14 protein-coding genes and 1 pseudogene are annotated in these 11556 nt (G+C 74.6%); 7 read left to right on the forward strand and 8 right to left on the reverse strand.

Translation table 11 applies throughout. From position 1 onward, the window contains the following. Nucleotides 1-76 precede the first annotated feature (76 nt). Nucleotides 77-1339: a M64 family metallopeptidase gene (locus tag ABZ576_RS26305; protein ID WP_360745603.1), complete on the forward strand. Its 1263-nt coding sequence runs from the start codon at nucleotides 77-79 to the stop codon at nucleotides 1337-1339. Between the two features lie 19 nt (nucleotides 1340-1358). Here the strand turns inward: ABZ576_RS26305 and ABZ576_RS26310 are convergent. Then, a pseudogene (locus ABZ576_RS26310) lies at nucleotides 1359-1484 on the reverse strand (AhpC/TSA family protein); the annotation flags it as partial. Nucleotides 1485-1493: 9 nt separating this feature from the next. On the opposite strand from ABZ576_RS26310, the gene ABZ576_RS26315 reads away from it, so the two are divergent. The 4 genes from ABZ576_RS26315 to ABZ576_RS26330 all read left to right on the forward strand — a co-directional run bounded on the left by ABZ576_RS26315 (nucleotide 1494) and on the right by ABZ576_RS26330 (nucleotide 3792). Beyond that, nucleotides 1494-1619 (forward strand): hypothetical protein, encoded by a 126-nt coding sequence (locus ABZ576_RS26315; RefSeq protein ID WP_360745606.1) that lies wholly within the window; start codon nucleotides 1494-1496, stop codon nucleotides 1617-1619. An 8-nt stretch (nucleotides 1620-1627) separates the two neighbouring features. Further along, nucleotides 1628-2209: a helix-turn-helix domain-containing protein gene (locus tag ABZ576_RS26320; RefSeq protein ID WP_360745667.1), complete on the forward strand. Its 582-nt coding sequence runs from the start codon at nucleotides 1628-1630 to the stop codon at nucleotides 2207-2209. A 119-nt stretch (nucleotides 2210-2328) separates the two neighbouring features. Beyond that, a complete protein-coding gene (locus ABZ576_RS26325) occupies nucleotides 2329-3117 on the forward strand; it encodes a DUF5707 domain-containing protein (RefSeq protein WP_360745609.1) in 789 nt (262 codons plus the stop codon). A gap of 96 nt (nucleotides 3118-3213) precedes the next feature. Continuing rightward, complete coding sequence (locus tag ABZ576_RS26330; RefSeq protein ID WP_360745612.1) at nucleotides 3214-3792, forward strand: TetR/AcrR family transcriptional regulator; 579 nt, start codon at nucleotides 3214-3216, stop codon at nucleotides 3790-3792. 106 nt (nucleotides 3793-3898) lie between these two features. On the opposite strand, the gene ABZ576_RS26335 is transcribed toward ABZ576_RS26330, so the two are convergent. The 4 genes from ABZ576_RS26335 to ABZ576_RS26350 all read right to left on the reverse strand — a co-directional run bounded on the left by ABZ576_RS26335 (nucleotide 3899) and on the right by ABZ576_RS26350 (nucleotide 7442). Next, nucleotides 3899-5176 carry an FAD-dependent oxidoreductase gene (locus ABZ576_RS26335; RefSeq protein ID WP_360745615.1) on the reverse strand — a complete coding sequence of 426 codons (1278 nt, stop codon included), beginning with the start codon at nucleotides 5174-5176 and terminating at the stop codon, nucleotides 3899-3901. Next, nucleotides 5173-5367, reverse strand: a complete 195-nt coding sequence (locus ABZ576_RS26340) for a ferredoxin (protein WP_360745618.1) — start codon at nucleotides 5365-5367, stop codon at nucleotides 5173-5175. The genes ABZ576_RS26335 and ABZ576_RS26340 overlap by 4 nt, the downstream gene beginning before the upstream one ends. Before the next feature lie 50 nt (nucleotides 5368-5417). After that, nucleotides 5418-6641, reverse strand: coding sequence for a cytochrome P450 (locus tag ABZ576_RS26345; protein WP_360745620.1), 1224 nt, complete (start codon nucleotides 6639-6641; stop codon nucleotides 5418-5420). Between the two features lie 138 nt (nucleotides 6642-6779). After that, on the reverse strand, nucleotides 6780-7442 hold the full coding sequence (locus tag ABZ576_RS26350) for a TetR/AcrR family transcriptional regulator (RefSeq protein ID WP_360745623.1): 663 nt from the start codon (nucleotides 7440-7442) through the stop codon (nucleotides 6780-6782). A 234-nt stretch (nucleotides 7443-7676) separates the two neighbouring features. Between ABZ576_RS26350 and sigJ the strand changes: the two genes are divergently transcribed. Then, on the forward strand, nucleotides 7677-8621 hold the full coding sequence (gene sigJ, locus ABZ576_RS26355) for an RNA polymerase sigma factor SigJ (RefSeq protein WP_360745626.1): 945 nt from the start codon (nucleotides 7677-7679) through the stop codon (nucleotides 8619-8621). A 93-nt stretch (nucleotides 8622-8714) separates the two neighbouring features. Beyond that, nucleotides 8715-9908: an FAD-dependent oxidoreductase gene (locus tag ABZ576_RS26360; RefSeq protein WP_360745629.1), complete on the forward strand. Its 1194-nt coding sequence runs from the start codon at nucleotides 8715-8717 to the stop codon at nucleotides 9906-9908. A 41-nt stretch (nucleotides 9909-9949) separates the two neighbouring features. On the opposite strand, the gene ABZ576_RS26365 is transcribed toward ABZ576_RS26360, so the two are convergent. The 3 genes from ABZ576_RS26365 to ABZ576_RS26375 all read right to left on the reverse strand — a co-directional run. Continuing rightward, nucleotides 9950-10324, reverse strand: a complete 375-nt coding sequence (locus ABZ576_RS26365; protein ID WP_360745632.1) for a nuclear transport factor 2 family protein — start codon at nucleotides 10322-10324, stop codon at nucleotides 9950-9952. A gap of 49 nt (nucleotides 10325-10373) precedes the next feature. Continuing rightward, nucleotides 10374-10868, reverse strand: coding sequence for an N-acetyltransferase (locus tag ABZ576_RS26370; RefSeq protein WP_360745635.1), 495 nt, complete (start codon nucleotides 10866-10868; stop codon nucleotides 10374-10376). Nucleotides 10869-10974: 106 nt separating this feature from the next. After that, a partial coding sequence (locus ABZ576_RS26375) for a C-terminal helicase domain-containing protein (protein WP_360745638.1) occupies nucleotides 10975-11556 on the reverse strand: 582 nt, incomplete at its 5' end.

The raw sequence follows: 11556 nt of genomic DNA on the forward strand, positions 1-11556 counted from the left end.
TAGCGAGGTCGCCGTGCCGCACCGCGCACGACCGGGTACGCGTGGGATCACCGCCGTCGCAGCCGTTCTCGCCGCGGTGGCGGCACTGGCCGGGGGAGCGGGCTCGGGGGCGGCCGAGGCGGCCGCCCCGGCGGAGCGCACCCAGCGCGTCGAGTACTTCCCCGGCCCCGGGAGCGAGCCCCGCCAGGTGACCGTCGCGGCGCACCACGCGGGGCGCGGTCCGGCCGCCCAGCGCCCGCCGGGGGAGACCGCCGGGCCGGCCGTGCGGCGGCTCCAGCGGACCGGACCGGTCTCCGGGCGGCTGGACCTCGTGGTGCTGGGTGACGGCTACACCGCCGACGAGCGGGAGCGGTTCACCGCGGACGCCGAGGAGAAACTGGACGCGATCTTCGGCATCGAGCCGTACCGCAGCTACCGGGGCCTGTTCAACATCTGGCTGGTCGACACCGTCTCCGCCGAGTCCGGTGTCTCCGGCGACCCGACGGCCGACGTCGTGAAGGACACCGCGCTCGGCTCCGCCTTCTTCTGCGACGGCCTCGAACGCCTGCTGTGCGTGGACACCGACGCGGTCGCCCGGTACGCCGCTCTCGCCCCGGACGCCGACATCGTCTTCGTGGTCGCCCACTCCGCCAAGTACGGCGGCGCCGGCTACTCCACCGCCGACCTGCCGCCGGCCGCCCCTTTCCACGGTGTGGCGACGATGTCGTCCGGCAACGACCGGTCGTACCTGATAGGCGCCCACGAACTGGGCCACTCCATCGGCGAGCTGGCCGACGAGTACCAGTACCCGGGCCACGGCGCCTACCCCTGGGCCGAGGAGCCCGCCGCGGCCAACCTCACCCTCCAGCGCGACCCGGCCGCGGCGAAGTGGCACCGCTGGGCCGGGACCCAGGACCCGACCGGCTCGGCCGTCGGCACCTACGAGGGCGGCGGCTACTACGAGACCGGCGTCCACCGCCCGACCGGCACCTCCCTGATGCGCACCCTGGCCTCGACCGAGTTCAACGTCGTCGGACGCGAGGCGATGATCGCCGGCTTCTACGCCGACGCGGACGCGCTGACCTCGCCCGTCCCCACCGGCGGGCCGGTCGGCCGCGACCGGCCGATCGCGGTGCGCCTCGCCCCGCTGACCGGCCTCGCCGACCTCCGCCTCACCTGGTACGTCGACGGCAGGGAGGTTCCCTGGGCGGCCGGCGCGCGCGTGGTGACGCCCCGCATGCTGGGCGTCCGCGGCCACGGCCACCGGGTCACCGCGACCGTGACGGACCGCACGGCGGCCCTGCGTGACCCGGCGGCACGCACCCGGGCGGCCAACTCGCTGACGTGGACGGTCCGTTAGGCGCAGCCCGCGCCGGCTTTCAGTCCAGTGCGCCGAGGGCCGCGAGGATGTCGGCGGGTTCGGCGCGCAGGGTGTAGTCGGTGTGCACGAAGGCCCAGCGGATGGTGCCGGTCCGGTCGATGACGTAGGTGGCCGGCAGCGGCAGCGTGCGCGGGTGGCCGCCGTTGACGCGCTGGAGGCCGAAGCCCAGTTCGTCGTAGACGGCGGCGAGGTCGGCGGGCAGGTCGAAGGCGAGGCCGTACCGGTATCTTGGAACCGGTATTTCAAGATGGCGGGGTGAGCCGACACATTCCGGACGTCAGACACTTCGATCCGGACGCGGCTCTGGACACCGTGATGCGCCTGTTCTGGCGGCAGGGCGCGGCCACGACCGGGATCCAGGACATCGTGACCGCGACCGGACTGAACCGCTCCAGCCTGTACGCGACCTTCGGCGGCAAGCAGGAGCTGTACCTCGCCGCGCTGCGCCGCTACCAGGAGCGGCGGTCCCGCCCGATGTTCCGCCGCCTCGCCGAGGACGGGCGCGGACTGCCCGCCGTCGCGGACTTCTTCGACGACCTGATCCGGGCCCGGTGCTCGGGCGAGCACGCCCGCTGGGGCTGCATGGCGGCCAACGCCCACGCGGGTGCCGAGAACGGCGACCCCGGCGTACGCGCCGTCCTCGACCGGCACCACCAGGAGCTGCGCGACGGGCTGTTCGCGGCGCTCACCACGGCCGAGGCGAAGGGGCAGCTGGCCGCGGGGACCCGGCCGGCGGCCGCGGCGGACCTCCTCGCCCTGCTCGCCTACGGCGTCAACCTGCGCTCCCGCGCCGGCGCCGACGCGCGGACCCTGCGCGGCACCGTCACCGCCGCGCTGGACGCGCTGTGACGCTCGGGGCCCGCGGTGCGCTGGGGAAGACGGGCAGTCCGTGCGGCCGCCGTGCCCGCCGTGCCCGCCCCGCCGCGTTCCGCGGCGGGTTCCCGCTCTCCGCTCCGTGAAGGAGATACATGCGCAAGCGCGCTGCCTCTGCCGTCCTGGGTGCCGTCGCCGTGCTGGCCGGCCTGGCCGTCCCCGGTGCCCACGCAGAGGGAACCCAGGGTGAGGTGCAGATCGGTGCCGTCGCCTTCGACGGCGGCAAGGACGTCGTGGTCGGCATCTACGACAAGACGGTCACGGTCTCCGCGTCGTTCACCCACCCGTCCGGCATCCAGGACGCCGACTTCGTCCTGTGGCGCGGACCGGACGGGGCCGACCCCTACCAGACCTACGACGACCGCATCATCTCCAACCAGTACTACGTCCACGCGGACTGCGAAGCCACGAGCGCCACCACCTCCACCTGCTCGCAGACGTTCACCTTCGAGCCGGACTGGACGCTCACCAACGCCTCCGCCGGCACCTGGAAGGTCAGCGTCCAGGGGGTCGCCGCGGACGACGGCTGGACCCACACGCCGGACCACGCCACGACCCGTCTCCAGCGGGAGTCCCGGCTCACCGTGGACGCCGGTCCCGAGCCGGTCGCCAAGGGCGGCACCCTCACCGTCACCGGCAAGCTCAGCCGGGCCAACTGGGACACCCTCGACTACCGGGGGTACGCGACCCAGCCGGTCCGGCTCCAGTTCCGCAAGGCGGGCACCACGTCCTACACCACCGTCAAGACGGTGTACACGTCCGGCACCGGCACCCTGTCGACCACGGTGACCGCGGCCGAGGACGGGTACTGGCGCTGGTCCTTCGCCGGCACCTCCACCACCCCGGCCGCCAAGGCGACCGGCGACTTCGTGGACGTGCGCTAGCCACCCACGGCCCCCCGGCGGCCCCCGCCCTTCCCGGGCCGGGGAGCCGGCCGCTCGGTCCGGGTGGCTGTACCGAGTGGTATGTACGATTAACGTATGAGCAAGAAGGAGGCGTTGACCCGGGCGGCGGGCGAACTGCTGTGGGAGCGGGGGTACGCGGGCACCAGTCCGGCCATGATCCTGCAGCGTGCGGGGGCCGGACAGGGCAGCATGTACCACCACTTCTCCGGCAAGGCGGACCTGGCGGCCGCGGCCATGGCGCGCCTGAGCGAGCAGATGCGCGCCCGTACCGAGGAGGCCCTCGCGGGGGACGGCTCGGCCGTCGCCCGCCTCAACTCCTTCCTCGACCTGGAGCGCGACCCGCTCGCCGGCTGCCGCATGGGCCGGCTCGCACAGGACCACGAGGTGGTCGCCGACGACGTCCTGCGTGCGACCACGGCGGACTTCTTCGGCTGGCTCGGCCGGCGGCTGACCGAGGTGCTGACGGAGGGGGTGCGGGCCGGCGAGTTCCGGCCCGGCACCGACCCGGACCTGATGGCGTCCCTGCTCATGGCGACGGTCCAGGGCGGCTACGTCCTGGCCCGCGCCCACCAGGATCCCGCGGCGTTCCGCCGGGCGGTCGACGGCGCCCGCCGGGTCGTGGCGGACCTCGCGGCCTCCCCCGGCCAGGGCTGAACAGCCGTCACCTCGCCCACCGTGCCGTCGGCGGTGGCCGGACGGCCGCGCGGCGGCAGGGCGGGCCGGCCCCGGTTCCCCGGGAGCGGCCCGCCGTGACGCCCCGTCAGCCGGCGGCGGCGGGCGCCAGGGCGTCCGCGAGCCGTTCGGTGGCCTCCGGCCAGGGCGTGGGGGCGGCGGCCACGGCACGCAGGGACCGTGCCTGGCGCGGCGCCAGTCCGATGGACAGCGCACCGGTGACCCGGTCCCCGGTGCCGTACAGGGCGGCCAGCCGCAGTGGGTCGCCCTCCCGGACCGGCACCTCGATCCGGTCGGCGCCGGCCAGGAGGCCGTAGCCCTGGATCCTGACGTCGTACTGGTCGGACCAGAAGTACGGCACCGGGGTGAACGCACGGCGTTCGCCGAAGCGTCCGGGGTCCAGCTCGGCCAGCAGGTTCCGGGCGGCGGCCAGCCCCTGTTCGGCCGCGTTCATACGGTGTTCCAGCCGCAGGTGCCGTCCCAGGACGGGGTGGTACCAGCGGGCGACGTCCCCCGCGCCGTACAGCCCGGGGGCCGCCGCGCAGAACTCGTCGCACCCCAGCCCGTCCGAGAGGTCCAGGCCCGCCGCCTCGGCCCCGGGGCCGCGCAGCCAGTCGACGGCCGGGGTGGAGCCGATGGCCAGCAGGACGTCGTCGGCCTCCACGGTGGTGCCGTCGGCGAGGACCACGCCCACCGCCCGGCCGGCCACGGCACGGATGCCGGTGACCGCCCGCCCCGTGTGCAGGGCGACACCGTGGTCGCGGTGGAGACCGGCGAGGAGCCGGCCGGCCTCGGCGCCCAGGACCCGCTCCATCACGGTGCCCCCGGCGCAGACGAGGGCCACGTCGTGGCCGAGCCCGCGTGCCACGGCGGCGGCCTCGGCACCGAGCACGCCGCCGCCGACGACGGCCAGCCGCCTGCCGGGCGCGGCCAGCCGCCGGCGCAGGGCGAGGGCGTCGTCCAGGGTGCGCAGGACGTGCACCCCCTCGACCCCCTCGGCGCCGGGCAGGGTCCGGGGCGTCACCCCCGTCGCGGCGATGACGCCGGCGCAGCGCAGCTCGGTGCGCGCGTCGTCGCCGAGGACGAGCATGCGGCGGACGGGGTCGTAGGAGCGGGCGCGGGTGCCCAGGCGCAGGTCCAGGCCGAGGCCGGCGATCTGCGCGGGGTCCCGCAGCGCCACGCGCTCCGGTTCCCAGGCGCCGGACAGGACCTGCTTGGACAGCGGCGGCCGGTCGTAGGGCGGGTGGGGTTCGTCGCCGACGAGCGAGATCTCCCCGTCCCAGCCCAGGCGCCGCAGCCCCTCGGCCGCGGCCAGTCCGGCCGCGGCGGCGCCGACGACGGCGACGCGGGGGCGGCCGGCGCTCATTCGCGCACCTGGATGGCCGCGGCCGGGCAGACGGTGGCGGCCTCCCGGACGGCGGCGTGCCGGTCCGGGTCCGGTGCGCCGTCCAGCAGGACGACGATGCCGTCCTCGTCCCGCTGGTCGAAGACCTCGGGGGCGATCAGCACGCACTGGCCGGCGCCGCAGCACTTCTCCTCGTCGATGGTGATCTGCATGGGGGGTTCCTCCGGTGACGGCGGGTGGTGGAGAGCGGGGGAGGGGGCGGTCACCAGGTGACCGGGAGGGCGTGGCAGCCGTAGATGACCATGTCCGTGCGGAAGGGGATCTCCTCGACCGGTACGGCGGGGCGCATGCCGGGGAAGCGGCGCAGCAGGGTGCTGATGACCACCTGCAGCTCGGCGCGGGCCAGGGACTGGCCGAGGCACTGGTGGATGCCGTAGCCGAACGCGACGTGGTGCTGGGCGTTGGGGCGGTGGATGTCGAGCCGGTCGGGATCGGGGAAGACGTCCTCGTCCCGGTTGGCGGACGGTACGGCGACGATGACGCCCTCGCCCCGGCGGATCAGCCGTCCGCCGACCTCGACGTCGGCCAGGGCGGCGCGCCGGGGGCCGTTGCGGATGATGCTGTGGAAGCGCAGCAGTTCCTCGACGGCGCCACGGACGAGCGACGGGTCCTCGCGCAGCAGGCCGGCGGTCTCCGGGTCGAGCATCAGGGACAGGGCGCTCAGGCCGATCATGTTGGCCGTCGTCTCATGGCCGGCGATCAGCAGCAGCACGGCGAACGCGACGACGTCCTCGTGGGTCAGCTCGCCGCGCGCGTACTGCTCGGTGACCAGCCGACTGATCATGTCGTCGCCCGGGTCGGCCTTCTTGGCGTCCACCAACCGGCTGATGTAGGTGAACAGTTCGGTGCGGGCGGGGACCCGCTGCTCCTCGGTCGTCTCGCGGGACAGCAGCGTCCCGGTCAGCCGCTGGAAGATGTCGTGGTCCTCGTACGGCACGCCCAGCAGCAGGCTGATGGCGAGCGACGGCAGCGGCAGCGCCAGTGCCTCGACCAGGTCGACGGGGTGCTCGGAGCGGTCGACGCGCTCCATGGCGTCGCACAGGTCGTCGGTGAGCCGCTGGAGGGTGGGGCGCATCGCCTCCACCCGCTTCACCATGAACTCGCGGGTGACCATGCGGCGCAGCCGGGTGTGCTCCGGCGGGTCCATGCGGATGAAGCCGCGCATCGCGCCCGGCCGGGGCTGACCGCCCGTCATGCCCGCAACCGGGAAGCCGGGTGTGGAGTTGTCAGAGCTGAAGCGCGCGTCGCCGAGGATCGCCCGGACGTCCGCGTACCGGGTGGCGAGCCAGGCCCAACTGCCGTCTTCCAGGCCGACCTTGGCCAATGGCTCCTCGATCCGGAGCCGGGTGAGGCCCTCGGGCGGGTCGAAGGGGCAGCCGGACGGCGGGCGGGAAGGCAGCGGCGGAAGCGGCGCGGTGATGGTCATACCACTCCTTGTGGGGGGAGGCCTTCGACTAACGGGTGTTAGCTTACGGCCGTTTCCTTAGGGTGTGACGCGACCGTGATCGAAGAAGGAGTGAAGGAAATCGGGTGAAGTGGTGGACGGGGCGACCGCGGGCGCGGGTCAGCGCTCCAGGAGCAGGCCGAGCAGTTCGTCCACGAACCGGTCGAGGCGGGCGGTGTCCTTGCGCCGCGGCATGACCTGCCAGAGGGTGACCCGGCCGTGCAGCGCGCACCACAGCAGGTGCGGAGCTTCGGCGCGGGTGCCCCGCACCCGCCAGCCGGCCTCCTCGCAGCGGGTGAGCGCGCGGCTCAGACCGCGCAGGAGCAGTCCCGCCGGGTGGCCGTGCAGCCGCTCCTCGTCCACCGGGGTCTGCCAGGTCTCGCACATCAGGCGGTACTTCGCCGGGTTCGCCACCGCGAAACGGCAGTACGCCCGCAACTGCGACCGCAGCCGTTCCAGCGGGTCGCCGGCGGGCGCGGAGGCGTCGGCCTCGGCCATCAGGGCGGCCAGCCGCTCGTAGTGCTCCTCCAGTACCGCCCACACCAGTTCGGTCTTGTCGGAGAAGTGGCGGTAGATGCTCGGGGTGGCGATGCCGACTTCCCGGGCCACCGCGCGCAGCGACAGGGCGTCCTCGCTGCCGACCTCCTCCAGCAGGCCCCCGGCGGCCCGCAGGATCTCCTCGCGCAGCCGCTCGCCCTGCCCGCGCGGGTTGCGGGCGCGCGCCGTCCGCTCCGGAGGGGCGTCGGCGCAGGCGTCGAGGTCCCGCTCGGACTCGGTCACCACCGTCGCACCTCCCTCACATCCGGACACGTCCACCGCGGCCGCCGGGCGGACCGTTCGCCCATCCTCGCTCGGCCGCCCCGAACCGTACACGACACCGGCCGGCGCACCACCACGGCCGGCCGGGGCGGCGACGGCCGCGTCGGCCCACCGACGGCCCCGCTCCCCTCGGCCTCCCGCCGGGCCGGCCCCGCACCACCACGGCCGGCCCGGGCACGCGGGAGCTAGGATCCGGCCATGGCGCTGACCCTGAACGACGTGGACCGGTTCGAGGCGTCCAGGCACCGTCTGGAGGCCATCGCCTACCGTCTCCTCGGCTCGGCGAGCGAGGCCGAGGATGCCGTGCAGGAAACGTTCCTGCGTTGGCAGGCCGCCGACGTCGACCACATCCGGGTCCCCGAGGCGTGGCTGACGAAGGTGCTCACCAACCTGTGCCTCACCCAGCTCACCTCGGCCCGCGCCCGGCGCGAGACCTACGTGGGCCAGTGGCTCCCCGAACCGCTGCTCGCCGGCGACCCGATGCTCGGCCCCGCCGACACCGCCGAACAGCGGGAGTCCGTGTCGTACGCGGTCCTCACCCTGCTGGAGCGCCTGACCCCGGGGGAGCGGGCGGTGTACGTGCTGCGGGAGGCGTTCGACTACCCGCACCGGGAGATCGCCGAGATCCTCGACATCACCGAGGCCGCCAGCCAGCAGACCTTCCACCGGGCCAGGAAGCACGTCGCGGACGGCAAGGCCCGTGCCGAGATCGACCAGGCCGCCGCCCGGCGGATCATCGACGAGTTCCTCGCGGCCGCCACCAGCGGCCGGACCGAACCGCTCGTGCGGCTGCTCACCCAGGACGCCGTCGCGATCGGCGACGGCGGCGGGAAGGTCCCGGCCCGCGCCAAGGCGTTCGAGGGCGCCCTCGCGGTCGCGAAGTTCCTGCGCGGTCTGTTCAAGCCCAGCGAGGCCAAGCGCGCCCTGGTCGGCGGCTCGCCCGAGGTCTACGCCACGACCGCCAACGGCGGCCCCGCCCTCGCCGTGGTCCTGGACGGCCGGGTGATCGGCGTCATGTGCCTGGAGGTCACCGCCGAGGGCATCGCCGCGTGCCGCAGCCAGGTCAACCCCGACAAGCTGGACCGGGCGACCCGCCGGTGGGCGGCCTCCGACCACGGCGAAGCGCTGCTCAGGGCCTTCTGACGCCCATGTGACTCACCTCACGCCCTGTTCCTGTCAGGGATCGGCGGGCCGCCCGGTTCAAGGGGCGAATCCGCTGAAGACAGGAGCAGGGACATGCAGCACCGCATCGTCGTCCTCGGAGCCGGATACACCGGAGCGATCGTCGCCGGGCGCCTCGCCAGGCGGCTGCACCGCGAGGACGTCGCCATCACCCTCGTCAACGCCGAGCCCGACTTCGTCGAGCGGGTCCGGCTGCACCAGCTCGCGGTCGGGCAGCGGCTCACGCCCCGCCCGCTCGGCGAGATGTTCGCGGGCACCGGGGTGGAACCGAGGCTCGCGACGGTCACCGGCGTGGACGTCGACCGCAAGGCGGTCGCGGTCACCGACGAGCACGGCGCCGCGGAACTCCCCTACGACACCCTCGTCTACGCCCTCGGCAGCGGCTGGGACGACCAGGGCGTCCCCGGCGTCGCCGAGCACGCCCACGAGATCGCCGGGCGCTCCGGCGCCCTCCGGCTGCGCGAGCGGCTGGCCGGCCTGGCCGCCGGACAGTCCGTGCTCGTGGTCGGCGGCGGTCTCACCGGCCTGGAGGCGGCGACCGAGATCGCCGAGGCCCGCCCGGACCTGGAGGTCGCCCTCGCCGCCCGCGGCGGCCTCGGCGACTGGCTCTCGCCCAAGGGCCGCCGGCACCTGCGCAAGGTCTTCGGCGACCTCGGCATCACCGCCCACGAGCGGACCACGGTCACCGCCGTCGGGCCGGACCGCGTCACCACCGCCGACGGCGCGACGCTGCCCGCCGCGGTCACGGTGTGGACCACCGGTTTCGCCGTCCACCCGATCGCCCGGGCCACCGCCCTGGAGGTCACCGGCACCGGCCGGATCGTGGTCGACCGGACCATGCGCTCGGTCACGCACCCGGACGTGTACGCCGTCGGCGACGCGGCCATGGTGACCGGCCCCGGCGACAAGCCGCTGCGGATGTCCTGCGCCTCGGGCGTGCCCACCGCGTGGCAGGCCGCCGACGCCATCGCGGCGCGCCTGACCGGCACCAAGGTCCCCCGGGTGCCGATCCGTTACTTCAACCAGTGCATCTCGCTGGGCCGCAAGCAGGGTCTGATCCAGTACGTCACCGCCGACGACCGCGCCGTCCGCGCGGCCCTGACCGGACGCCTCGCCGCCGTCTACAAGGAACTGGTCTGCAAGGGCGCGGCCTGGGGCGTGGCCAACCCGATCCTGACACCGGCCCGCCGGCGCCGGGTCGTACGGCCCCTGCCCCGTGTGGACGCGCCGGCCGAGGCGACGGCCTGACCCCGCCCCGGCCCTCCGGCCGCCCGCGGCAGGCTCGGGCGTCAGGGGGACGGCTCGATGTCCCCCGCGAAGACGATCATCTGGTCGATACGGTTCCGCCGCAGGTGGACCACGTCCGTCCCGGCCAGCCGCGGACCGCCGTCCGGTGTGGTGAACACCCACTGGTAACGGGCCCACTCGCCCGGCATGTCCACGGCCGAGCAGCGGATCATCGTGCCGGCGCCGGCCGGGTGGCGGCGGATGTCCAGCACGAACCGTTCCACCGCCTCCACCCCCTCGCTCCGGCCGAGCGGGCCCCAGAAGACCACGTCGGAGGTGAGAGCCTGGGACAGCAGGGACGTCACGCGGTCGTCGCTCGACGCGTTGAAGGCCGAGAGGAACATGTCGATCGCTGACTGAGCGGCTTCGAGCTGCATGCAGCAGTCATACCAGCCGCCGCGGAACCCGTGTGCCCGCGGCGGGAGTTCAGGCGGCGTCCGGAAGGGCCAGCCACTCCTTCCAGGACAGGTCGCGGCCGATGCAGCGCGGCGCGCGGAAGGGCCACACCTCGGCGATCCACCGGGGGACGAGCGCGTCCAGCTCGCGTTCGAGAGCGGTGCCGGCCTTGTCGTCCACGACCCACCAGGAGATCTCAGCATCGGCGCCGGCCTTCCGCGGCGGGTCGATGTACACGCAGCCGAGCAGGGCGGTGCCGGCGTCGTCGAACAGCGCGTAGTTGAAGGACTTGTGCTCGGCCATCTCCCGCTCGTGGTGGAGCAGGTCCTCACGGTCCTGCTCGTACGTCATGGTGGCGGGCGGCCAGCCCCATGCCTCGCCGTAGACGGACCACAGCCGCTCCCGCGAGCCCATGACGGCCGGGTAGTCGAGCTCGGTGTCGGAAGCGGCGATGGGACGCAGGTGGTGGCCGCCGGGCAGCGGCACGCGTACGGGGTGGACGAAGTCAGCGGGAAGCCAGTTCATGAGCCGGGACGCTAACCGGCGGTCCGGCGGGCCGCCACCGGGTTGTGGCGGCGCCGGCGGGCGACCGCGCCGCCGGAGCCGTCCACTCCGGCGGCGGGACGATCCCCTAGGTGTTGGTCTTCCGGGCGGGCCGGCGGCCCCGGGCGGCGGACCGGCCCCTGCGGCTCCGTCCGGCGGGCCCCTTGCCCTCGGGGCGCGCCTCGGCCGGTGCGGCGACGACGACGGGCACGCCGGAGGGGGTGCGGGCGCCGGTGATGCGGTGCAGCTCGGCCTCGCCCGGGCGGACCCGTGCGGTACGCGGGGTGATGCCCGCGTCGGCCATCAGGCGGTCCACGGCGCGCCGCTGGTGCGGCAGGACGAGGGTGACGACGGTGCCGGACTCGCCCGCGCGGGCGGTACGGCCGCCACGGTGGAGGTAGTCCTTGTGGTCGCCGGGCGGGTCGACGTTCACGACGAGGTCGAGGCCCTCGACGTGGATGCCGCGGGCGGCGACGTTGGTGGCCACCAGGGCGGTGACGTGGCCGTCCTTGAACTGCGCGAGCGTCCGGTTGCGCTGCGGCTGGGACTTGCCGCCGTGCAGGGCCGCGGCGCGCACCCCGACGGACAGCAGGTGCTTGGTGAGCCGGTCCGCCGCGTGCTTGGTGTCCAGGAACATGATCACGCGGCCGTCGCGGGCGGCGATCTCGGT

Source organism: Streptomyces sp. NPDC013455, from assembly GCF_040632975.1.
In the GTDB taxonomy this organism is placed as follows: domain Bacteria; phylum Actinomycetota; class Actinomycetes; order Streptomycetales; family Streptomycetaceae; genus Streptomyces.

Excerpts from the sequence above, each read along its gene's own strand:
- ABZ576_RS26340 (WP_360745618.1), bottom strand. The coding sequence starts at position 5,367 with ATGCAGATCACCATCGACGAGGAGAAGTGCTGCGGCGCCGGCCAGTGC.
- ABZ576_RS26325 (WP_360745609.1), top strand. The coding sequence starts at position 2,329 with ATGCGCAAGCGCGCTGCCTCTGCCGTCCTGGGTGCCGTCGCCGTGCTG.
- ABZ576_RS26370 (WP_360745635.1), bottom strand. The coding sequence starts at position 10,868 with ATGAACTGGCTTCCCGCTGACTTCGTCCACCCCGTACGCGTGCCGCTG.
- ABZ576_RS26335 (WP_360745615.1), bottom strand. The coding sequence starts at position 5,176 with ATGAGCGCCGGCCGCCCCCGCGTCGCCGTCGTCGGCGCCGCCGCGGCC.
- ABZ576_RS26330 (WP_360745612.1), top strand. The coding sequence starts at position 3,214 with ATGAGCAAGAAGGAGGCGTTGACCCGGGCGGCGGGCGAACTGCTGTGG.
- ABZ576_RS26345 (WP_360745620.1), bottom strand. The coding sequence starts at position 6,641 with ATGACCATCACCGCGCCGCTTCCGCCGCTGCCTTCCCGCCCGCCGTCC.
- sigJ (WP_360745626.1), top strand. The coding sequence starts at position 7,677 with ATGGCGCTGACCCTGAACGACGTGGACCGGTTCGAGGCGTCCAGGCAC.
- ABZ576_RS26360 (WP_360745629.1), top strand. The coding sequence starts at position 8,715 with ATGCAGCACCGCATCGTCGTCCTCGGAGCCGGATACACCGGAGCGATC.
- ABZ576_RS26365 (WP_360745632.1), bottom strand. The coding sequence starts at position 10,324 with ATGCAGCTCGAAGCCGCTCAGTCAGCGATCGACATGTTCCTCTCGGCC.